The organism is Pontibacter toksunensis (assembly GCF_042686245.1).
Taxonomy (GTDB): Bacteria; Bacteroidota; Bacteroidia; order Cytophagales; family Hymenobacteraceae; genus Pontibacter; species Pontibacter toksunensis.
In genome coordinates this window covers 25,399-48,200 of record NZ_JBHUOX010000019.1, presented here as the reverse complement: position 1 = coordinate 48,200, position 22,802 = coordinate 25,399, and the positions used below count along the sequence as shown (strand labels likewise).

19 protein-coding genes are annotated in these 22,802 nt (G+C 47.8%); 7 read left to right on the top strand and 12 right to left on the bottom strand.

The genetic code is table 11. The features are described from left to right. Window positions 1-28: 28 nt before the first annotated feature. Both ACFS7Z_RS20380 and ACFS7Z_RS20375 read left to right on the top strand, forming a co-directional pair. Complete coding sequence (locus tag ACFS7Z_RS20380) at window positions 29-1,489, top strand: NADH-quinone oxidoreductase subunit N (RefSeq protein ID WP_377488685.1); 1,461 nt, start codon at window positions 29-31, stop codon at window positions 1,487-1,489. A 107-nt stretch (window positions 1,490-1,596) separates the two neighbouring features. Next, the gene (locus tag ACFS7Z_RS20375) at window positions 1,597-2,223 is read left to right on the top strand and encodes a hypothetical protein (RefSeq protein ID WP_377488682.1); all 627 of its coding nucleotides are present in this window, start codon (window positions 1,597-1,599) and stop codon (window positions 2,221-2,223) included. A gap of 74 nt (window positions 2,224-2,297) precedes the next feature. On the opposite strand, the gene ACFS7Z_RS20370 is transcribed toward ACFS7Z_RS20375, so the two are convergent. The 3 genes from ACFS7Z_RS20370 to ACFS7Z_RS20360 form a co-directional block, all read right to left on the bottom strand. Further along, window positions 2,298-3,539, bottom strand: coding sequence for a cysteine desulfurase-like protein (locus tag ACFS7Z_RS20370; RefSeq protein ID WP_377488679.1), 1,242 nt, complete (start codon window positions 3,537-3,539; stop codon window positions 2,298-2,300). 172 nt (window positions 3,540-3,711) lie between these two features. Continuing rightward, on the bottom strand, window positions 3,712-6,984 hold the full coding sequence (locus tag ACFS7Z_RS20365) for a S41 family peptidase (protein WP_377488676.1): 3,273 nt from the start codon (window positions 6,982-6,984) through the stop codon (window positions 3,712-3,714). A 288-nt stretch (window positions 6,985-7,272) separates the two neighbouring features. Continuing rightward, the gene (locus tag ACFS7Z_RS20360; protein WP_377488673.1) at window positions 7,273-8,619 is read right to left on the bottom strand and encodes a M20/M25/M40 family metallo-hydrolase; all 1,347 of its coding nucleotides are present in this window, start codon (window positions 8,617-8,619) and stop codon (window positions 7,273-7,275) included. Between the two features lie 332 nt (window positions 8,620-8,951). Between ACFS7Z_RS20360 and ACFS7Z_RS20355 the strand changes: the two genes are divergently transcribed. Then, window positions 8,952-10,070 carry a M20/M25/M40 family metallo-hydrolase gene (locus ACFS7Z_RS20355; protein WP_377488670.1) on the top strand — a complete coding sequence of 373 codons (1,119 nt, stop codon included), beginning with the start codon at window positions 8,952-8,954 and terminating at the stop codon, window positions 10,068-10,070. 48 nt (window positions 10,071-10,118) lie between these two features. Beyond that, on the top strand, window positions 10,119-10,253 hold the full coding sequence (locus ACFS7Z_RS20350) for a hypothetical protein (RefSeq protein ID WP_377488667.1): 135 nt from the start codon (window positions 10,119-10,121) through the stop codon (window positions 10,251-10,253). Window positions 10,254-10,346: 93 nt separating this feature from the next. Here ACFS7Z_RS20350 and ACFS7Z_RS20345 read toward each other — a convergent pair whose 3' ends face one another. The 3 genes from ACFS7Z_RS20345 to ACFS7Z_RS20335 form a co-directional block, all read right to left on the bottom strand. Continuing rightward, window positions 10,347-10,829 carry an OsmC family protein gene (locus ACFS7Z_RS20345; protein ID WP_377488664.1) on the bottom strand — a complete coding sequence of 161 codons (483 nt, stop codon included), beginning with the start codon at window positions 10,827-10,829 and terminating at the stop codon, window positions 10,347-10,349. Window positions 10,830-10,900: 71 nt separating this feature from the next. After that, window positions 10,901-11,950, bottom strand: a complete 1,050-nt coding sequence (locus ACFS7Z_RS20340; RefSeq protein ID WP_377488660.1) for an acyloxyacyl hydrolase — start codon at window positions 11,948-11,950, stop codon at window positions 10,901-10,903. Next, the gene (locus ACFS7Z_RS20335; protein ID WP_377488657.1) at window positions 11,922-12,212 is read right to left on the bottom strand and encodes a hypothetical protein; all 291 of its coding nucleotides are present in this window, start codon (window positions 12,210-12,212) and stop codon (window positions 11,922-11,924) included. Before ACFS7Z_RS20335 ends, ACFS7Z_RS20340 begins: the two co-directional genes overlap by 29 nt. Before the next feature lie 169 nt (window positions 12,213-12,381). Between ACFS7Z_RS20335 and ACFS7Z_RS20330 the strand changes: the two genes are divergently transcribed. Beyond that, on the top strand, window positions 12,382-13,407 hold the full coding sequence (locus tag ACFS7Z_RS20330; protein ID WP_377488654.1) for an LLM class flavin-dependent oxidoreductase: 1,026 nt from the start codon (window positions 12,382-12,384) through the stop codon (window positions 13,405-13,407). A 138-nt stretch (window positions 13,408-13,545) separates the two neighbouring features. Next, window positions 13,546-14,544, top strand: a complete 999-nt coding sequence (locus ACFS7Z_RS20325; protein ID WP_377488651.1) for a universal stress protein — start codon at window positions 13,546-13,548, stop codon at window positions 14,542-14,544. Window positions 14,545-14,797: 253 nt separating this feature from the next. Here the strand turns inward: ACFS7Z_RS20325 and ACFS7Z_RS20320 are convergent, their stop codons facing one another. The 4 genes from ACFS7Z_RS20320 to ACFS7Z_RS20305 all read right to left on the bottom strand — a co-directional run bounded on the left by ACFS7Z_RS20320 (window position 14,798) and on the right by ACFS7Z_RS20305 (window position 19,388). Continuing rightward, entirely contained in the window at window positions 14,798-17,017 is a 2,220-nt protein-coding gene (locus ACFS7Z_RS20320) for a xanthine dehydrogenase family protein molybdopterin-binding subunit (protein WP_377488648.1), read from the bottom strand. After that, complete coding sequence (locus tag ACFS7Z_RS20315) at window positions 17,014-18,009, bottom strand: FAD binding domain-containing protein (protein ID WP_377488645.1); 996 nt, start codon at window positions 18,007-18,009, stop codon at window positions 17,014-17,016. The genes ACFS7Z_RS20320 and ACFS7Z_RS20315 overlap by 4 nt, the downstream gene beginning before the upstream one ends. Then, window positions 18,006-18,533 (bottom strand): (2Fe-2S)-binding protein, encoded by a 528-nt coding sequence (locus ACFS7Z_RS20310; RefSeq protein WP_377488642.1) that lies wholly within the window; start codon window positions 18,531-18,533, stop codon window positions 18,006-18,008. Before ACFS7Z_RS20310 ends, ACFS7Z_RS20315 begins: the two co-directional genes overlap by 4 nt. Before the next feature lie 591 nt (window positions 18,534-19,124). Then, window positions 19,125-19,388 carry a hypothetical protein gene (locus ACFS7Z_RS20305; RefSeq protein WP_377488639.1) on the bottom strand — a complete coding sequence of 88 codons (264 nt, stop codon included), beginning with the start codon at window positions 19,386-19,388 and terminating at the stop codon, window positions 19,125-19,127. A 251-nt stretch (window positions 19,389-19,639) separates the two neighbouring features. On the opposite strand from ACFS7Z_RS20305, the gene ACFS7Z_RS20300 reads away from it, so the two are divergent. Then, window positions 19,640-20,257, top strand: coding sequence for an HAD family hydrolase (locus tag ACFS7Z_RS20300; RefSeq protein WP_377488636.1), 618 nt, complete (start codon window positions 19,640-19,642; stop codon window positions 20,255-20,257). Window positions 20,258-20,383: 126 nt separating this feature from the next. Here ACFS7Z_RS20300 and ACFS7Z_RS20295 read toward each other — a convergent pair whose 3' ends face one another. Beyond that, window positions 20,384-21,217: a histidine phosphatase family protein gene (locus ACFS7Z_RS20295; protein ID WP_377488633.1), complete on the bottom strand. Its 834-nt coding sequence runs from the start codon at window positions 21,215-21,217 to the stop codon at window positions 20,384-20,386. 246 nt (window positions 21,218-21,463) lie between these two features. Continuing rightward, the gene (locus ACFS7Z_RS20290; protein WP_377488630.1) at window positions 21,464-22,600 is read right to left on the bottom strand and encodes a glycoside hydrolase family 26 protein; all 1,137 of its coding nucleotides are present in this window, start codon (window positions 22,598-22,600) and stop codon (window positions 21,464-21,466) included. Between the last annotated feature and the right edge of the window lie 202 nt (window positions 22,601-22,802).

Sequence of the window (22,802 nt, the reverse complement as noted above, 5' to 3'; positions counted from 1 at the left end):
TTGAAAAATAAACCCAAAGCCATTCCATATGAGCGTAAATGACTTTATTCACCTGATGCCACTGCTCATCCTGACAGTTGGTTCCCTGGTAAGTATGCTGGTGATTTCGGCGTGGCGCAACCATAAAATTGTTTACGTGATCACAGCCGTGTCTTTTGTGGCAGCCTTTCTCTCTCTTTTTGAGCAAAGCATGGCAGGGCCTTACATCATAGAGCCGCTCTTTATAATGGATGGTTTCTCGATGTTCTATATTGGTCTGATGCTCCTCACGGCACTGCTCATCAGCATGCTCTCGTACGCTTATTTCGAGCAGCGCGAAGAGCGGAAAGAGGAATACTATATCCTCCTGATTCTCTCTACATTGGGTGCCTGCGTTATGGTTATCAGCACACACTTTGCCTCTTTTTTCCTGGGCTTGGAAATACTCAGCGTTGCCTTGTATTCCCTTATTGCGTACCTCCGCACCCGGGAGCGCTCTGATGAGGCAGGTATCAAATACCTTATCCTGGCCGCCTTCTCCTCTGCCTTTCTGCTGTTCGGTATGGCATTGGTGTATGCCGCCACCGGCACTATGACTTTTGCCGGAATAGCTACGGCCATTGCTGCTTTTGAAAAGCTGCCGCTGCTGCTTATTACGGGTTTTGGTATGATGATCATTGGTATTGGCTTTAAGCTGAGTGTGGTGCCGTTCCATATGTGGACGCCTGATGTGTATGAAGGGGCTCCGGCGCCTGTTACGGCTTTTATCGCCACAGTTTCCAAAGGAGGCGTGCTGGGCCTGCTGATTCGGTTCTTCATGGAAGTGGACGGTTACCGCTACCCTACCCTCATCCTTATTTTCACCATCATTGCCATTGCCTCTATGTTTGCCGGCAACCTGCTGGCCCTGATGCAACAGAACGTAAAGCGCATCCTCGCCTACTCCTCTATCTCCCACCTGGGCTACTTGCTCGTTGCTTTTCTGGCCGGAAACCAAATGGGAGTGGAGGCCGTCACCTTTTACCTAGTCGCCTACTTCATCACGACTGTAGGTGCATTTGGCGTCATCGCGATGCTGTCGGATAAGGAGCGAGATGCCGAACGCATGGAAGACTATAAAGGACTGCTCTGGCGGCGTCCTTGGACGGCGGCTATTTTCACGGCCATGCTGCTCTCGCTGGCAGGCATACCGCTCACCGCTGGCTTTGTAGGCAAGTTTTACATCATCGCAACAGGCGTAAACACGCAACTCTGGCTTCCGGTGGTAATTTTGGTTCTCAACAGCGTGATTGGCCTGTATTACTACATCAAAATCATAGCAGTGATGTTTCAACAGCCGGAGGCAGAAATGGAGCCAAGAAGGCAGTTACGTCCTTCCATTTACATGGCCAGTGTGGGCACCTTAACTGTGCTAGCGTTGCTGTTGGTGGGTATTGGTATTTACCCGACGGCGCTTATCAACCTCATCACCACGCTGCTGAATACCTTTTCTACCTTAACACTTCGTTGAGATAAGACCACCTAGGGACTGCTAATACTTCAGATAAAAATATACCGAGCGTGATAAATATCCTGAGCTTCATCTCGTACAGTATGTTTATCACGAACTGAAAACACATGAAGTTAACAGAATCAGAGGGGGAATTCGAAGATCTATGCCAACAATATACCACCTGGATACATGCCTATGTCTCGGATCGTTTCGAAACTCCATTGTACCACATCTGGCTTACCGACTCAACCGATGAAAATGACAGAACGGATAAGTTTATACTTTCGAAGGACAATAAAATAATAACATCAACTTCGCCTATAGGGCTGCTGCATGCTGTAAAAGACCTTGAGATACCTTTCCCTGATGACACCAAAACGAAAGAGTGGTTGATCAGGACTTTTCTGTCGGATCCTGCTCCTTCTGTAGTCTATGATATGAAGTTTTTAGAAGCGGCTATTCTGAAGAAGGAAATGACTCATGATTTCATAAAAGAAGCCATAAATTTCATTAATCTTTTTGGTGACCTCGGCCATCAGTTAGAGGATGAAGATCTACTGGATTTAACCTGGGACAATGCAGCAAGGGATCTGTGGGACTTCTATTACGACAACATATTCTGGCCTCGCTGGGGGCATGAAGATACGTTTGATGAAAGTAAAGTTCCGAAGTTTGAGCCGGATTACGAGGAACTAAAGGAGAATTTTGATGTGCTGATAAAGGAGTTTGAGAGTAGATTTGACATCAGATAGATGCCAGAAGTAATCTCCCCAAATTCATAGCCACCTATAGGAGAAATGAGTTTGGGGAGAAAATAAGGTGACACCTACTTTTTATGTGCAGATATATACTGCTGTAACCCTTCTTTAAAAAGCCCGATTTCTTCAGCAGTATTGTAAGGCGCCAACCCAATACGAATCCAGCCACCCCTGTGGTACACCCCCAGTTTCTCTGCCATTGTGGAAGCGTAAAAGTCTCCGTCAGCGATACACATGTTATAGTTCTGGGCAAACCAGGCTGTCGCTTCCCTTGAGTTGACACCGGCAATGGTAAAGGCGAAAGTCGGGGTTTTCCTTGTGCCAGCAGGTGCACGGAAGAGCTGAATTTCAGGTATCTCTTTTAGGAAACTCTCTATCGACTCACTCAGTTCATCTTCATAAGCGGCAATCTGCTGCATACCTGAAAGCAGCTGCTCTCTTCTTGTGCCGCCTACGCCCAAGCTCTGAATAAATTCGATCGCTCCAATTAAACCGGCTATGGCTTCATGGTTTTGAGTCCCGGTTTCCAGTTTGTATGGAATTTCATGCGGGGCCGGCTTCAGTTTGTATACTGGCAGCCGCTCGAAAAGCGAAGCCGATATAACTGCCATGCCAATATGAGGACCGAAGAATTTATAGGCTGAACAAAGTAAAATATCTACTCCTGATTTCTTGAAGTCAATGGGCAGATGCGGAACGGCATGTACGGCATCCACTACAAACAATGCTCCTACAGCCTTCGCTTTGGACTGTATATTCTCTATATCCGTGACAGTGCCCGTCACGTTCGATGACATACCAACTGCTACAAGTTTTGTTTTGGGTGTTATCACCTCATCCAGCATATCCAGGTCAAGGGAAAACGTTTCAGGGTTCAGTTGGATAAACTTCACTACGGCACCTTTGTCTTTTGCAAGCGTCACCCACGGGTCCACGTTGGCTCTGTGGTCTAGCTCCGTCACCACAATCTCATCTCCCTCCTCTATAGAAGCTGCGAGGCTTCTGGCGATGGCAAAAGCGAGCGACGTCATATTCTGCCCGAAGGCTACTTCTGAGGGTTCGCAGTTTAAAAAGTCAGCTACGGCGCTTCTTGCCTCTGCAATGGTGTCGTCTGTTCTGATGCTTGTCGGGAAGGTGCCGTGCAGGTTCGCCATGCCTTTCGAGATATACACAAACATAGCATCAGCGGCGGTACCGGCCATTTGTGTCCCTCCGGGGCCGTCAAAGAAAATGAGTGGCTTTCTGTTTACGTCTTCTCTTAATGCCGGAAACGCTGCGCGTACCTGTTGTATCGGAAATGGTTTGTTCATGTATCTAAGCTTTTTTTCAGGTGAGAGAATCTTGACTTGTACGACATCTTAAATAAAGAACAGCTGATTATGTATAAAGATAATTCAGCTGTTCCTTCACATATACTCCTGACTATTTGGCAGGAAGTCATTAACTTGTAAATAGTGTTTCCTGCTAAAGTTACAATTTTCTTTACTTCTTCTTCGGCAACTCCTGCAGCAGCACTTCCACCGCTTTCTCCAGCTGCTGGTCACGTCCCTGTGCTACAAGGGCCGGGTCATTGGCTACAAGATAGTCTGGCTCCAGCTGCGTGTTTTCCAGGAACTTTCCTGCATTGGTACGGTAACCTACCTGCGGAATACCGAATACGACTGTCGGGTCAATGAGTGTTTCCCACCACACAAAAGTACCGGTTCCGGCCACTGGCATACCCACGGTTTTACCAATACCAAGTTCTGTGTAGAGCATCGGAAAAATATGTGCGTCCGAATAATTACTCTCATTCATCACTACTACTGAAGGTCGGTTCCACTTATTGCGGGGTTCGTCGCTCAGGTACTGTCCGCGCGGGATGAATTCAGCATATTGCTTACTGTTCAGAAAGCTAACCAGGTCATCATGCAGATTGCCTCCGCCGTTAGAGCGGGTGTCTACTACCAGGGCTTCTTTCGTAATGCTTTTGCCCAGCACCTCCTCATACACCACACGATAACTTGCATCGTTCATGCCCCGGATGTGAACATAGCCGATGCGCCCGCCGGAAAGGCGGGATACTTCTCTGCGACGGCTCTCGACCCAACGCTGATACAGCAGTTCGTTCAGTTCACTGTCAGATACAGGCTTCACCGTTTCCTCCCAACGTTTCTTGTTCTTCTCATCGTAGAGCGACACCAGCATAAACTTACCGGCTTTACGGTTCAGGAGCTGATCATAGTTGGTATTGTCTTCAATTGCCTGTCCGTCGATTTTTTCAACAACCACACCTGGCTTCACTTTCGAACTCGCACGGTCAAATGGGCTCATGTTAATGACTTCCTTCACCTTTAAACCTGGGCCAGTATAGGCATCGTCATAGAACAAGCCAAGGGAGGCAGTTTCATCTGAATTTGACTGGTTGTGCCTGTAGCGGCCACCGGTGTGGGATGCGTTCAACTCGCCCAGCAGTTCGCTTAGCAGTTCGGCGAAATCATAGTTATTGGCGATGTATGGCAGAAACTGTCGGTAATTATCAGTATAGAATTTCCAGTCTACGCCGTGTAGGTCTTCTACATAGAATTTCTTTTCCAGTTGGCGCACTACGTGGTCAAACATATACTCCCGCTCTGCGGCTGCCTGCAGATTCATCTCGCCATTCACTTTTACAGTTTCCTGCTTGCCACTCTCAGCATCTACCTTCATGATTTTACCCGCTGCCAATATGAACAGCGATTTTCCATCTTCAGACATTTCCATGGCACCACCGCGCGCACCTAATTTTGCCAGCAGTTTTGTTTCATTGTCACGCAGGTTTGTCACCCACAAATCATACCCCTTCTCAAAACTGCTCAGGTAATACAGCTTATCGCCCTTCTTTGATACCAATGCATCCGACAAATCAGAAGAATGCACGGTAAGCCGGAGTTTGCGGTAAGGCAGGTTTTCGAGTTCAAACATTACCTCTGCAGGGGCAGCCTCTTTTGATGTTTTTGATTTCCTCCTGCTGGCTTTCTTCTCCACTTTTTCCTTTTCCGCTTTGGCTTTTGCTTCGGCTTCACGTTTCTCAAGGTCTTCCAGTAAAGTAAAATCTTCTTTGCTTAGTTTGAAGCGGTCAAAGGCATCCTGCGTGGTGAAGAGCGCATACACATCATTTTGGCCGGAGTTGTTGCCATTGCCTTTCAGGCCATCACGGTTAGTAAAGTAAGTGATCATTTTACCTTCCATCATCCACTTTGGCTGCGAGTCGCTGTAGCCACTCTGGGAAAGGTTCATCAACTCACCCTTGCCGCTGGCAGGCACCAGTCCCACCTCCCTTATCCACTGCTTTGGCTGGTTAAACTGCACCAGAAACCATTTGCTATCTGGAGACCACTCATAGTATTGGTCACCATCTGAATAAGAATAATTTTTATCACTCGTCAGGATTGTGCGCACCTGCTTTGAAGCCTTGTTAACTACCTTCAGCACCACACGCTCCTCCAGATATGCCACTTCTTTGCCATCAGGAGAATAGGCAGGCTGAAATTCATCTGCTTCTGTTGCAAGAACGGGTTCTTCACTCAGCAGTGTGGAGGCGTAAAAATAAGGCTCTTCGTTGCGCTGAATGCTTGTTTCGTAAATATTCCAGCTGCCATTGCGTTCTCCGGCATACAGAATCTTGCGACCATTCGGGCTAAAGCTTACGGAGCGCTCCTGCTCCGGCGTATTTGTGATGCGCTTTGTGATTCCGCCTTCTACAGACGAAACAAACACCTCACCGCGGTTCACAAACACTACTTCCTTACCGTTCGGTGACACATCCATTTCGGTGATATTATCCGAAACAGTCATGATTTTATTATGGTTAGAACGGATGTCTGAGTAAAGCTCTATGGCTACTTTTTGAGGCTGTGCACCCGGCTGTAGCGTATAGATGTCACCGTTAAAAGTAAAAGAAAGTACTCCTTTGTCAGACCCGCTGAGGTTACGCACCGGGTGCTTCGTAAAGTTAGTGATGGCTACGCTTTCCTTTGGATTCTGCAGGCTCATCCTGCGTACGTTAAAGGTTTGGTCAGGCTGCTCACTCAGGTAGTATACTTCTTCTCCGTTGGGGCTGAACAAGGGCTGGCGATCTTCCCCGGTATTATTTGTCAGTTTGGTGTGCTGCTTTGTCTTGGCGTTGTACACCCAGATATCACGCGCTACGGAAGAGGTCTGGTGCTTACGCCATGCGTTCTCATACCCTTTGCGGTCCTGGTACACCAGCAGGCTACCTGTAGCATTGTACTGCGCGGCCTCAGCAGGTGTGGTGAGCACCATCTGGTTGCGGCCGCCAGTTATTGGTACACTGTATAGTTCAGGAAAGGTACCGTTGGGAAACATGGCATTGGAAGCTGCGTCTAAACGGGCAGAAGTAAACAACACATTCCTGCCGTCTGCGGTGAACCCGGAAGGAAGATCGCTGCTGGAATGGAAGGTTAACCGGGTGGCCTCACCACCAGTAACCGGCATGACAAAAACATCGAAGTTGCCGTACCTGTCAGAGGCAAAGGCTATATGCTTGCCGTCTTTAGACCATACAGGCATGTGCTCATATCCTTCATGCATGGTAAGTGGCGCTGCAACTCCACCAGCAGCAGGTACGCGATACAGGTCGCCTTTATAGCTGAAAACAATCGTTTGACCATCAGGTGAAATGGCCGGTGTGGTTAGCCACTTAGGGGTCTCGGCCTGCACCCCCAGGCTACACGCGCAGCAGAAAGCTATTAAAGCTAAAAACTTCTTTTTCATAAAAGAGAATAAGTTGGTAAGGTAAGTTAGGAAAGGGAAATTTAACTCTTCTATAACTAGAACCAAAGTCAATAGACCTCACATCGTAGCAGGTGGTGGTAGTGCCTGGTAAAAACATTTAGGTAAACTACCTTATGCTCCTAATGCCTTTGTCATATAAACAACCCGCTTGACCTGTCAAAATTGCCAATTCTGATTTAGACAGGAGATACTCTATGAGAAAGAATTACATTTCTTAAACACCACTACAAGAACGTAATAATCATATATCCTTTAGTATAAAATCTCCTACTTCGCTATTCCTGCCTCCGAGAGCAGCAGGAGCAGGGTGCGCTGTATGGCCAGGTGTCCTTTATCGTTCACCCACCACTCGTCTAAAGAATGCGCGCCGCCGCCTATGCCTCCTACCCCAACCGTAACCGCTGGTATTCCTTTTGCTATGGGCGTATTTGCATTAGTAGAACCTACAATCAGGCTTGGATCCGCATTAAAATGCTTCGTTGCGGCCATGGTTCTCTGCACCAGGGCTGTGCCCGGGTCTAATGTCCCGGATGGCCGATCGCCAACTAAATCAACCGCCACCTCTAGTGCCGGGCCACGCCGTTTTGTTTGGTTTTCTTCCTGCAGCGCCCTCTGAACAGCGGATTTTAAAATCTTGTCGATGCCTTTCAGCCGCTCCGGGCTTTCTGAACGCATATCTACCTCCATCCAGGACTCAAAAGGAATAGAGTTGACAGAAGTGCCTCCTCCCACAATACCCACATTATAAGTGGTCTTGGTTCCTTCTTTTGTAAACGCATCGGCCTCGGTAGTAAAATAATAAATGGCCTTGCCCAAAGCATGATGCGGGTTGGCTGTTCCGAATGCGCCCCAGGAATGTCCTCCAGGTCCTTTAAAAGTGACTCTGTACCGTAGAGAACCGAGGCCCACGTGGGTTATTCGCTCCAGGCTGCCACCATCTACTGCGATGTAGGAGTCTATCTTCGGCCCGTTCTCCCGGAACAGGTGCTTCACTCCTCTTAAGTCACCTAAGCCCTCCTCGCCTACTGTACCTATAAACAGAATATCCGCCTCTGTTTCGATGTTATTTTTCTCCAGTGCCCTCAGCACTGTCAGCACCACAGCCAGGCCACGAGTATCATCCATTATGCCAGGGGCAAAGAGTGTATCTCCGCGTTGCTTCACACTTACATCCGTGCCTTCCGGAAATACCGTATCCAGGTGCGCCTCCAGTACAACAACTTTCTTACCGGAGCGCCCTTTGCGCCTGGCAATTACATTCCCTACTTCATCTACCCAAACAGAATCAGCTCCCGCTGCCTGTAGCATGGCGGCATACTGCTTCCCTCTCTCCTGCTCTTTAAAGGGCGGAGCAGGGATCTCGGTCAGCATTACATGGTCTTTAATAGTTTGCGGCTCTAACTCTTCAATCGTTTTAAGGGCCTTCTGAACAGCCGGCTTTTTAGCAATGGACTTTACTTCGCTAACGTACCGCTTTTCAACAGAAACTGTCTTGCCAGCGGCTTTTCCTGCAGATGATTGTGCATGCAGCGCAGTAGAAGGCAACAAGAGAAACGACACAGGCAGAAGTCCGAAGAGCACCGGTTTTAATGTCCGGGTAAAGTTTATATTCATCAAGTGAGTAATTTGTAAAGGTGAAAGACTTCAAGCAGGCCACTATAATCAGGCTTTACCATGGTAACAAGTCCAAAAGGTGGTGATAATTTTATGTAAGAACAAATGCTCCTTTCTTACCTGTTATCAAAACTACTAAAACAGCGGCTGCTCTGCCACCTATGACATAACTATCCAGTACAGTTACACTTATAGTTTCTATGAAAACCTGATTTAGTTATTTCAGCTTGAAAGGTATATATTCACCATGGTGTTTATTACGTCAATACCAATATGCCAAAATACAAGCCGTATAGGAACCTTTGCTGAGCCCGAATTTATTCCACCCTTCCATGAACCTGAAAACCCACACATTTTTTCTGCTTGTTTTTCTCTGCTTTACAAGCCTTGCTGCTTTTGCCCAGAAGCTCACGAAGGAGGAGAAAAAAGTCCTGCAGAACGTAGAGAAGAACCACCCGGAAGCTGTCCGTTTTCTGGAGCAGACTGTTAACATCAACAGCGGCACCCTCAACCCAAAAGGAGTGCAGGAAGCAGGAGCTGTATACAAAAAACTGCTGGAAGAAATGGGTTTTAAGACCACTTGGGTAGATATGCCTGCCGGAATGAAGCGTGGAGGACACCTGATAGGAGAGCTAAAAGGGAAGAAAGGAAAAAAGCTCCTGCTTATTGGGCACATTGACACGGTGTTCGAGCCCGAAAGTCCGTTCCAGACGTGGCAGGTAAAGGATAGCATTGCCACCGGCCCAGGCACCAACGACATGAAGGGAGGCAATATGGTGATGCTTTACGCCCTGAAGGCACTTCAGGAAGCAGGCCAACTGAAAGACCGGCAGGTCATTGTGATCCTGCATGGTGACGAGGAGAATCCGGGTGCTCCGCTCGAAACCAGCCGAAAAGACATTGTGGAAGCTGCAAAGAGAAGCGATGTTGCTCTTGGGTTTGAGACTGGAACCGGTTTCAATTACGCCACCGTTGCCCGCCGGGGCAGCAGCAGTTGGACCCTAAAGGTGAGCGGGAAGCAGGCCCACTCCTCCGGTGTTTTCTCAGAAAGAACCGGTGCCGGAGCCATCTATGAAGCCTCCCGAATTTTGAACCGCTTTTACGATGAACTGCAGGAAGAGTACCTGACCTTTAACCCGGGCCTTATGTTGGGAGGTACAGAGGTGAGCTTGGATGAATCGGGAACACAAGGCACTGCATCTGGTAAAACCAATCTGGTGGCTAATACTGCGATAGTGAAAGGTGATCTTCGTTTTCTGACGGAGGAACAGAAGAACCGTGCCCGGGAGAAAATGAAGGCTATCGTTGCGGAAAGTTTACCGCAGACCAATGCCGAAATAACATTTGAAGATGGATACCCTGCCAAGCCGCCTACAGAAGGAAACCTGGCGCTGCTGCAGGTGCTGAGCCAGGTGAGTCAAAGCTTAGGACAAGGAGAAGTAAAGCCTTAAGACCCTGGCAAAAGAGGCGCGGGAGACATTTCTTTTGTAGCGCAGTATGTGGATGGGCTTGACGGGCTGGGCGCTTTAGGCGGCAATGCGCACAACCTGGAAGAGTACCTTCACCTGAATTCTTTAGACGACATCACAAAACGGACTGCACTCCTGATTTACCGCCTGACCAGAAGCAAATGACATGGTAGTTGGTAAGCAGTTGCTGCACATAAACTTGGTGGCACAGCTGAAAACCTGAATTACTAAAGCTGCTGCTCATCCTGCGGCACCGAATCAGCTTCGAGCTACTGTCCTACACGAAGAATTATGATTAACCGGAAAATTGACAGAGTTGGCTATAAAACAAAGTTTGCTTGCTCTCTTATGTAGCTCATTAGCTTTTTCCACCATCGAAGCCGCTGTCACTTTTACTTCCGGATGCAGCGTTACGGCTGTAAAATGCCCGCCGCCATCAGATGTTTCTACTATTGTTCCTGTTGCCTTGTCTTCATAAGCTACAACTATAACACCTGCTTCGGCACACAGGTGAAGATACCAGAGCATATGGCAGGAGGATAAAGATGCAAGCAACAATTCTTCTGGATTGTGTTTGGTTTTATCTCCTCTGAAGGCAAGGTCTGAGGAGCACAAAATGTCAGCTTTGTTGTCAACAGATATTGTATGGCTACGCTCATAGCACTTGTAGTTCAAGGTACCTTCGCCCTTATCACCAGTCCACTTTACCGTTACCTCATAAGCATGCTGTCGGTTCTTCATCTTCCTTTAATGTATTATTCTTTATCTACTATACACGTTAATAAGCCTTGCGGAAAACATGTAAGTTTTTGTTACAAATGCAGCCCAATTCCCCACTCCACCACGTTGGCTGTGCGGGAGTGCACCATGAGCATGGCACTGGCAGAAAGATTCTTCGTAACGCAGTATTGCAGACCGTAGCGCTGATAATAGGTAGGAAACAGGGTATAGGGGCGGTAAACATAGCGCCCTAATTGTGTTATAAAGGAAAGCTTTCCCAGGTGCAGTTCATGACCGACAGTGATTCCGGCCATTCTGGGATCCAGTTCTTCATCCGGTGGCGTCTGGGAAATATTGATGAACTCATTGTGCAAAGCAGAATCGTGAAAGGCATCGGCCCCTACTAAAACACTGCTGGCTTTGGTCATCCGTTTGCTGGCATAAGCAGTGACATTGTATACAGGGTGCTTCTCGTCTATTCGGAGCACTTCCTTTACACCAGCAGCGAACCTTAAGTTAAAGCGCCAGCTTCTGTTAACAGGTGCAGCAGAATCTGAAGCAACGTGATGCTGCACTTGCTTTGCCTGATACCTGAGCCCCACGCCCAGCAGCGGGAAGTTCATGCCATTGTTTGGCTTGTTCAGGCCACCATTAGAGAAGTGGCGGAAAGCAAGGTTCAAATTCAGAAACGTGTGTGTGCTCAACGGAAACTCGTAGCGTAGAGTGCCACGGAAAGAGAAAGTGATGGGACTGCCAATTGCTTTGTTCATCTCATTCGTGATGGGGGTATAGTATCGGGAGGAGTAGACAAGGCCAGTACCGACGTTAAAACGCAGGCTGCTTTTAGGCCCCTCAATAATAACATTATCCAGGTAGGTGGTCAGCGAAACAGCTTCTCCTAACTCATCAGGAACACCGTAATTGTAATAAGACAACGCAAAGCCAATTTGGGGGTATTTAAATACCCGTTCCCACTCCCGCCTTCCAAACGTGTGCCTGTTGGCATACAATTCTGTTCCGAAAGGGTGTGTGAAATTTAGCGCTGGAAGCCCGCTTCTGTAGCGGAACAGGGTTCCGTAATAGCCGTTAACGCCAAAAGACCATGGTTCTTTGTTATGTGAATGCGCTTTCTGCGCGAGCAACTCCGGAATAAAACAAACAAAAATCAAAAAGCAGACAAGAAAACTCCGGTAAAACTGACTCATAGCAACGCTCAAACATACTTTTAAATCCAGGGCTATAGTTTGCCCGGCTTTTCACCCACTTTCCTGGAATCGACAATTTAGTAACTACGCCCTGCCCTTGCGTAGGTTTTACAAAAGCAGGTCCAGTAAAGGCTTTAGGCAAGTTAGGGATTCTTGTTCGATGTGCAGGAATCCTTTTAGTAAAAGAAGCTAATTCCATACTTTCTTTCAAAGCCGGATGCCAAATCTATTTTCCCGCACCGGCTCATTTTACCAGCCAGTTCATGCGGTTATGCAGCTACGCTCCCGGGTCTGCTATTTTTAATTGATGCCACACTGTATCCTCCTCCCCTATCGGCTCCGTTAGATTAAGAAACAGAATCATAATAATGGAAAATAAAGCAGATAAGAAAAAACTAACCGATATTCCTCTTTCTATACTGGATCTGGTGCCCATTTTATCCGGCAAAACCGCATCAGACTCCTTCAAGACCACCGTTGATCTGGCGCAGCATGCAGAGCGCTGGGGATATAAACGGTATTGGATGGCGGAGCATCACAACATGCCGGGCATAGCCAGCTCGGCCACTTCCATATTAATTGGCCACGTAGCAGGCAATACTTCCACCATTCGGGTGGGCTCCGGTGGGGTGATGCTGCCGAACCATGCTCCGCTTGTGGTGGCCGAACAGTTTGGCACACTAGAGTCGCTGTATCCTGGCCGTATTGACTTAGGAATTGGTCGGGCACCCGGTACTGATCAGTTAACATCTATGGCTTTGCGGCGGGACCTGCACGGTTCTGTGGAAGACTTCCCGAACAACGTGCAGGAAATCAGGAACTACTTTGCTATTGACCCGACAGTACGCGTTCGGGCAGTGCCAGGCGAAGGCCTGGAAGTGCCGGTGTGGCTGCTGGGGTCCAGCACGTATGGCGCACAGTTAGCCGGAATACTTGGGCTGCCCTATGCCTTTGCGAGTCATTTTGCCCCGGCAAGCCTGCACGCTGCCCTAAAAGTGTACCGCACCAGCTTTCAGGCGTCAGACGTACTGCAGGAGCCTTATGCCATGGCCTGTGTGAATGTAGTGGCCGCCGATACAGACGAGGAAGCAAACCACCTCGCCAACACGCTCTATACTTCTTTCCTGAACGTGATAAGAGGTACAGCAAGGCAAATGCAGCCGCCAGTAGACAGCATGGACGGCTTATGGGACGCGTCTGAAAAATACAATGTGCTGCAGATGCTCCGCTATTCCTTTATCGGCTCACCAAAATCGATAAAAGAAGAAATGCAGGCATTTCTGGATGAGACACAGGTAGATGAAATCATGGTTGCTTCGCACATTTTTGATCACACAGCAAGACTTCATTCCTATGAAATACTTTCTGGAATACAGAAAGAGAAAGCAGTCTGACAGGATTTTCTGCCTCAGACTTCAGTTCAGGCAAAAGCCGAAAGAAAGCTGACTATCATCATATAGCCCACTGATTGTTATCAGTGTTATCCCAGGTAGAATTACCTATTATTACATGATTACATACAGACAAGAATAATGATGAAAGCAACTAACATGAAGACTATTCTGGTTCCGACTGATTTTTCGAAGGAAGCTGACAATGCATTTCTGTATGCTGTAGATATGGCCAGGAAATTGAAAGCTGACATCCTGTTATTTCACGCTTTCCATCACCCCATTTTCTCACCATTTCCCTATAATGAAGATGAAAAAAAGCTGGAGTTGAGAGAGGAAAAACTAGAGCAGCTGCAAACCCACATTTGCAAGCTACTACGTAGCCTTTTCAGAGACTATTCTGTGAATTATAATGCCACAGGTACACCTTCATCATCCTTACCCAATGGTTTTTATACGATCATATTAAAAGGAAAAGACGCTGAAGCAGATGCTGTATATATAACCTGTGTCTGCACTTTTGGCTTAACAACCGAAGAAATTCTGAAAGCCTGTAATGTTTACAATGCCAATCTGGTGGTGATGGGTATGCGGGGCGCAGGAGCAATAAGCCAGGCCTTAATAGGCAGTACCACTACAGCTATCATACTTAATAGCGAGGTGCCTGTACTGTCTATACCCGCTCACAGGAAATTCGAAGGCCTTAAATCTATTGTTGCGGCTGTAAATTTGGCGAATCTGCCTGACCTACAATTGCTCGCCCCCCTCCGGACTATCGTGAAAGCGTTTGAGAGTAAACTTCACGTGCTCCACCTGCATAAGGAAGAGGTACTACAGGAGGAGCAGGACCTTGCTCCCAATACTTTGGAGAAATTACATGAACACCTATCGGATATAGACTTGAATGTACAATTCAAGCGGGCAGATGAGATAAGTCAGGGAATTCAGGATTATGTGCAGGAACAGCAGGCAGATTTACTTGTCCTGATTCCAGGAGAGAACACCTTCCTCAACAGGTTACTAAGCAAAACAACTACGATGCAAGTGGCCGCCAAAGCGTATGTACCTCTGCTGACTTTACCGACCACAGCACCCGAAGCAAAGCCTACACAAGAAAGAGCAGACAAAAACCAGATATAAGCAGCTATAACAAGTCATTTAACCAAGTCACAGGAAATGGATAGTGTGGCAAATAAATTCTTCAACTGCCGCTGTTTTAAGTTCTCACCAACAGCTTGCTGTTCAGAAGACACAGCCAGGGCTAATTGCTTACTTCTTATTTTAAAGAGGCTAGCTTAAAACACTAAAAGCCGCTCAAACAGCTATTTGAGCGGCTTTTATTATCTGCTTGTCCCGTCTTGAAAAAGAAAAGCTTGTGCAATCCAGTCTTGCATCAAAGCAACTTGTCCAAGGTTATCGGCAGTTCCCGTACGCGCTTGCCGGTGGCGTGGAAAACCGCATTCGCGATAGCCGGGGCCACACTCACGATGCCTATCTCGCCAAGGCCTTTCGCCCCTAGGGGGTTTACGATGGAGTCGTGTTCTTCCACAAAAATCACCTCTACATCGTGCACATCGGCATTCACCGGAATGTGATACTTGTCGAGGTCGTGGTTCATGAAACGGCCGAGGTTGTTATCCATCACAGTGTCTTCTTCCAGGGCCACACCTATACCCCATACCACACCTCCCAGTATCTGGCTTCTGGCTGTTTTAGGATTGATGATACGTCCGCCTGCAATCGCACTCACCACCCGGGTTACTTTCACAGTCCCTAAGTCTTCATCCACTTTCACTTCTACAAAGGTGGCGGAGTGGGCGTACCGGGCGTAGTCACTCTGGCCATCTGCTGGCTTGCTCGATACCTCTTCCTCTATTGCTTTGCCTTGGTTTTGGTTTAGGGCAGCCGCAATGGAGACAGCTTTAAAGGGGTCATTTTTCAAGCGAATCTGCCCATCTTCAAATGTAATATCTACAAATTTTGCATGAGTCAGAGGAGAATCTGCTACCTGTTGCGCTAATTCGAATAACTTCTCCCGTACCTTATTGCAAACAGATTTCACGGCCGTACCGACCGTCGACACTGTCTTGGAGCCGCCCTCCAGCGGTGCATCCGGTAAAGAGGAATCACCGAGTTTGAAGATTACATCCTCCAGTGGCAGGCCTAGTGTTTCCGCGGCAATCTGGGTCATTACGGTATAGGTTCCTGTCCCGATATCAGCGGTGGCACTGCTTACCGTTAGTTTTCCATCAGGCTCCAGAACAGCTTTGGCACTCGCCTCGGCCTGGTTCGCTTCCCAGGCTCCGTGCGCCATTCCCCACCCAATCAGGTTATGCCCTTCGCGCATAGAACGTGGTTCAGGGTTTCGCTTCTCCCAGCCAAACTTCTCTGCTCCCTGCCTGTAGCACTCCCGCAATTCCTTGCTAGAAAAAGGCTTGTCCTCGTTCTGGTCTTTCTCGGAATAATTTTTCAGGCGGAATTCAATGGGGTCCATTCCAAGCTTGAAGGCAAGTTCGTCCATGGCACATTCCAGCGCAAAGATACCTGTGGTACCACCTGGTGCGCGCATGTCGAGGGGCGTATACACATCAAGCCCCACCAATTTGTGAGTGAGCTTTGCATTCTTAACATTGTAAAGCACCCCCGGCCATATCACCACGTCTTCGCTGTAATCCTCAAACCGTGAGGTCTCTGCAAAAACATCCTGCTTCAAAGCTTCCAGCTTGCCATCTTTCGAAGCGCCTAAAGAGAAACGCTGCGCGGTTTTAGGACGGTGGCCAAAGGAAAACATCTGCTGCCTGGTGAGGGTTATCCTGACAGAACGCTTCAGCTCCCGTGCCGCCAGCACAGCCAGAAACAACTGGTACTGCGGCCGCAGGCCGGAGCCAAACGCGCCACCAACAAAAGGTGAAATAACGTGTACCTCTTCCGGCTGCATACTAAAGGCATGGATGATGTACTGGTGGGTGTTCATGACGCCCTGAATCTTATCATAGACAGTCAGCTTACTGTCTTCTTCCCAAACCACTGTGGAGGCATGCATCTCCATGGGGTTATGGTGTTGGCTGGAATGGGTATACGCTCCTTCCAGCTTTACAGCAGCGTTAGCTAAGGCTTCATCTGGCTTCCCCCATGGCTCCGGCGGTTCGCCAGAGTTATACTCCTCCGGCACGTATGCCCTTTCGATATTTGCCTCAAAGTCTGTGTCATGCGGCGCGGCTTCATATTCTACCTGCACAAGCGATGCTGCATATCTTGCCAACTCAAAGGTTTCAGCAACGGCGAGGGCGATGGGCTGCATACTGAACTTCACTTCATTGTCGTAAAGCGGGCGGAAAGGTGAACCGGGAGGCGCATCCATGTCTTTATAATTTTTATCAAACCAGACATAGCCCGGGCGATTCTCGTGTGTAAAGACCTCCAGCACACCATTTAGTTCTAGGGCTTTACTGGTGTCTATTTTCTTTATTTTTCCTTTGGCGATAGCACTGTTCACGACAACGCCATAGGCAAGATTCGGCACATTAAACTCCCCGGCATACTTTGCTTCTCCCGTTACTTTTAGGCGGCCGTCTACGCGGTTCGTTGGTTTTCCTATCTGGTCTGTTTTCATAATTTTCCCTCCATATCTCTGGCTTGCTCCAGCGCACGCACAATAGCGCGCTTCGCCAGCTCAATTTTAAATGTGTTGTCGCCGTATCCTTTTGCACCCATTACATATGCCACTGCTACTTTCTGGAAATTTTCTCTCGTAGCAGGCTGGTCCTTCAGGAGTGCTTCAGCTTCTGGTAAGCGCCAGGGTTTGTGCGCCACACCTCCGAGCGCAACCCGCGCTTCTTTCACAGTATCGCCTTCTAAACGGAGGGCAGCGGCAACTGAGACAAGGGCAAAGGCATAAGAGGCCCGGTCGCGGAGTTTCAGGTAGGTGTAATGGTCGGCAAAGCCTTTAGCAGGCAAGTCAATGGCGGTGATGATTTCGTCCGGCTTCAGGTTTGTTTCGATGTGCGGCGTATCACCGGGCAGCCTGTGGAACTCAGAAAGTGGTATAACCCGTTCGCCGCTTTTTCCCGTAACGTGCACCTTTGCTTCCAGCGCGGCAAGGGCCACTGCCATATCTGAAGGGTGTGTGGCGATGCAAAATTCACTGGTGCCTAAAATAGCCAGGTCACGGTTATATCCCTCTATTGCCGAACAGCCTGTTCCGGGTTCGCGCTTGTTGCAGGGTGTATCGGTGTCGTAGAAATAGTAGCAGCGGGTACGTTGCAGCAGGTTACCGCCATCCGTGGCCATGTTACGGAGCTGTGCCGTGGCTCCCGCTAGTATGGCATGAGACAAGAGCGGATACCGCCTCTCCACCTGTTCATGATAGGCGGTGTCGGCGTTGGTGACAAGTGCCCCAAGGCGCAGGCCACCTTCTTCTGTCTCTTCAATGGTATTTAAGGCGAGGCGCGTAATATCCACTAAATGGCTCGGGCGCTCTATCTGTATCTTCATCAAATCGAGCAGGTTGGTGCCGCCGGCAATGAACTTCGCCTCTTTGTCGGCGGCCACTTCGTTTACAGCGTCTGTTATGTCACTTGCTCGGGTATAAGTAAAGCTTTTCATTTAGCTTGGCTCCTTTCCAGTGCTTCCTGCACTACTTTTACAATGTTGGTATAGGCACCACAACGGCAGACATTGCCACTCATCAGGTCCCGAATGTCGTCTAAGGTTTTGGCTTTGCCCTCGTTAATCAACCCCACAGTAGAGCATATCTGGCCCGGTGTGCAGTAACCGCATTGGAAGGCGTCGTGATCGATGAAGGCCTGCTGCACCGGATGAAGCTCTCCGTCTTTTGCCAGGCCCTCGATGGTAGTAACTTCAGAGCCATCTTTCATCACTGCCAAAGTCAGGCAGGAGTTGATACGCCTCCCATCTACCAGCACGGTGCAGGCACCGCATTGTCCGTGGTCGCAGCCTTTCTTTGTTCCGGTCAGGTTCAGGTGGTCGCGCAGCAAATCGAGCAGGGAGGTCCAGGGCTCCACTTCCAGCTGCTGCTCTTTTCCATTGATGTGTAGTGTAACCGACTCCCTAGGAGGTATGGTGAGCGGTTCTGATTCTGTGTTTTCTAAGCGTGATTTGTTTTTCATAAGCTGATGAATGTGTTGATGTACAAAATGGAGTGGTGAGGCAAACACCTGCTGGTTTTATGTTGAAAGGAAAAAAATTACCATAAGCATTGATGTTGCTGCGCCCTAGCAGGATGGTGTTATATGATACGCCGGCGCGCACCAGGTAACCTGAGGTACAGGAATCAAGCTAGTTTATGTACGCCTCCACCTTCCGGAGGTTCATTTGAACAAAAGGTGTGGAAGAATTGATTTTTGCAGGATAAGTGGAGTGCCACCTCACATGCCAGAGAGACAATGGGGAAGTCCAGCAATGCTTCGGAAAAGTTGGATGGGGAAAGCTACGCCAAGATGTGGAGCCTGTATTTTTGGAAAGTAAAGGAAACAGGATTTAACGAAAGACGCTGCCTCACATAAAGTAAAGCAGCGTCTTTCATTTCTCCTGCATCAGCCTGAGGCATTACAGTTATTATCTAAAATCCTTGAAGAGTGACAGCGACATTTGCGGGAAACTAGGAAAGGGGAAAATCAATTTTGGTCATATTGATGGCCCTGTACTTTCTTCAAAGTTGTGACAGAAACGGCCACACCTCTTAGCAGCTGCAACACCTTTTATATGTCAGAGTTCATGAAGTCCTCTACATCAATGTCCTCAATATAAGGGTCTAATACCGCAACAGCGTTAGCAGACTTTTTAAAAGTGCTGATAACCTGTGCCTCCTTCCCTGCCCAAAGCTCCACAAAAAGACCATTTAGTGAGTAGAGCGTGACTTCCCAGCCGTTGTAGTTGCGTTGGGCAAGAATAGTCCCATCTTTCGCTAAAGATTCTGTTTGGCTCCTGAAAGGAAGCCTTTCAAACATAGAATATTCTAACATACTAAATCATTATAGTCAGCAATAAATAAGGGCTTGAGCGCTGAATTAGTTTCATTTCAATGAGCCTGTTATAAAAGAGAAAGCGGGCTTATAAGCTGGTGCTGAGTTTCTCTAACCTTTCTATCTTCTTATTCTGCTACCCCTGTTGCTCCTCAACGAAATTCTGTACAGAAGAACGTAAAAAAACGAACAAAAAATTAAAAAAAGCGTGATAGGTATAGCCCAGGAAACAATCAGGCTGAAAAGACGACATGGCAAGTAGCGAAGGAGAAATAAAAGTTGCGGTTTTTGATCTGAATGGCACTTTTTACAAGAAGAGTTCTAAGGATGAGTTTTACAAATTCATCGTCACCAAAAGCCCTAAGCGGATAGGCTATTATTTCCAGATGCTGTACTACAAAGCACTCAAGGAAATGCACCAGATTAGGAAGACGGAGTTCAAAGAGAATTTTTTCAACTACCTGGACGATATTTTGCCAGACCAGGTGGAGGCTTACGCAAAAGAGTTCTGGGAGGAAGAGTATCCTGCCAATTTCAACGAAGAACTTAAAAGCCGTTTTGATAAACTTAAAGAAGAGGGCACACACATTTACTGTGCTACCGGGGGGCTGGAGCTATACGTAAAACCCCTGTTTGACATGTACACTATCAATGGGTTTGCTGGCACAAGAGTACACTATGAAAAAGGCACCTATAAGGTAATAGGCAGAGCATGCAAGGACGAGGAAAAGCTGGACAGGATCAAAGCCCATTTTGATGGAAAACCTTACAGAATAGTAGAAGCATACTCCGACAGCAAGGAAGCAATACTGGATAAAGCCGAAAAGGCTTTCCTGATCAAAGATGACAAAATCATTCCGTATAGGTAGACAGCAATCTCGGGAGCTTGACAAACTCATTATAAGCTGTAGTTTTATATAAACAGAACAGACGCTACTCTATCATCTGGTAGAGCGGCGGTCTGTTCTGTTTATACGCTTAACTGAGAATTGAGCTTAGTCGGCACTTGAGCCTGACGCATCCTGCTCTATGGTTTTATCCTCAATTTTAACTAAGATAGTAGTAGCCAGGTAGCCGTTTCCTCCATCCCTCACAACACGCCAGCCCATGTCCTCCAGGTTCTGCTTCACATAACGGTTCAGGAAGCCATGTGCTACGAGTACTACTTTAGAATTATCCTCACTTGCCTCGGCTAGCTTACTGGCTGCCTTGCGGGCGCGCTCACGGGCATCTGCAAAGCTCTCTATACCGTCACGGTCTATACCCAGTATCCATTTGATGCGTGCCAGGGCCGTCCACTTTTTTATAGGCAGGCGAAACTTTGGACTAAACTTTCCAACAGTTGTTTCAAATTCCCTGAAGTCGGGGGAATATTCCATATCGTTTTCGGTGCCGAAGAGGTATTGTGCTGTCGTTCGTGCCCGGTTGATGGGGCTGGAGAAAACAGCTACTTCATCAACATCCCCTACATTGAAAAATGGCTCATCAGGCACTACAATCCCTACAGAATCATAGTTAACAAGGAACTGCTTCGCTTCGCCATAAGAAAACTTTCCTGTTTTTGTTAAATCTGGCTCCCCATGCCGAATAAGAGCAATCTGGCGCAGCTTTCCATAGTTAGGCATCACTTCATCCTCAGGCTCAATAAAGCGGGTGCTTTTAGCTACAGGCTTTCCATTCGCCGTCACATAATCAGCCTCCGAATTGATTTCAGCATATTTACCAACAATGCTCTGGATAATTTGCTGCTTCGGATATTGAACTTGCGCAGCTGCCGGTAACACAGCCAGCAAGGTGCAGATAAGGGATGTTATAAGAAGTCTTGCCATGTCTCCATAACTTTGTTTTAAGGCCTATGGTTCCTTAAATATGCTGCTCTTCTGATTTTAAAAGAATGCCGTTCACCACTTAAAATTAAATATTTACATCCATAAATCCTGCATATACCCTTAAATAATGTTTCTAGCTTTCAGTTGTGAAGGTGAATTGAAAATATTTGCTGACAGTAATACATAAGGCTCTTTCAGGAGGCTGTGCCACCCAGGATAAAAAATATAAGTTGTCGTGGCTAAAGGTTAAAAGATGCCCAAGAACTTCTTCCTTTTGTAGATGTTGTTCAGGTCTTTTTCAAACAGCACGTAAGGATCGTTGTAGAACTTCATGAAGTTGTGTACGCTGATGTGCCCTGGGAAAGGAGCATAATAATGTGTGGGACTGCGTGTATCATTACGCCACACCAGTACATATGCCAGGCGCATGTCGTCCCGCTTCATGGTTCTTAGCAAGGTGTTCGTCCACCAGGTTGTATCTGGAACAGACTCCAAACCTGTTTCAGTAAAGGCCGCCAGTTTTCCCGCTTTCCTGGCATAGTCCGATACAATTTTAAGCTTTGCAGCAGCTGTATCTATGGCATAGCGGTCGCGCCCCATGTCCCCGTAGTTGTCCATGCCCACCATGTCTACCCACTCGTCTCCCGGGTACCGCTCCAGGAACTCTGCCTCATTTTTGAACTTATTGTCAGGCGAAAAAGCGTAAATGAAGTTATGTACATTCAAGCTGTCTCTCAGGTATGAAACCGTGAAGCGCCACAGGGAAATAAACTCTTCGCGGCTGGTATGGCCTTTTCCCCACCAGAACCAGTCACCGTCAAACTCATGGAAAGGCCTGAAAATTACAGGAGCCAGCTTACCATCTGCTCCCTTTACACTGTGCGCCCATTCGCCAATGCCATTCAGAATTTCCTTGTACTGTTCGTGCGCTTCACCACCGGGTATAATGTATTTTACCGCAGGCAGCGAAACAGAGTCTACCCAGTTAAAGCCACCTCCGGATACAGGATTGGAGAAATGCCAGGCAACAGTTGTTACCCCACCGCGGTTATAGGTGTCCACTACATTCTTTCTTACCTCCTCTTTTGCGCGCTGAACGGCCTCCGGAGAACGACCGGAGAAACCACTAAAATCAACCCCAATAACGGCTGGATGAGAACCAGTGACAGACTTCACATCAGAGCGGTCTTCGTCGCCACGCCAGCCGTGGCCGTACTCGGTAGCGTGCTGGTGGCCAAAAAGCGTATAGTCCTCAGATAACTTTCTGAGGTTGTGGAAGAGTGCTTTTGTTTCTTTTGTAGCCGATGCATCGATAGGCTTCGTGCCGACACAGCCTGTTAGTAGCAGGAAAAAAAGGATTGGGAGCAGGAAGAGGTATTTCATGAACAGTTCTCTTGATACTTTCTGTAACTAAGAGCAAGATAACGTAGCTCACCGGGTATTGCAATATAGATAGCTGATAATAGAGGCAGCAAAGCTGTTACCCTGCTTCAATGAAGAGTCTTTACGATGAAAGCTGGTTTTTGTATGGTATAATGATGATGCTTGTGATGTAGTTTTGGTAGTCAAGGTCTCAGTAATTGCC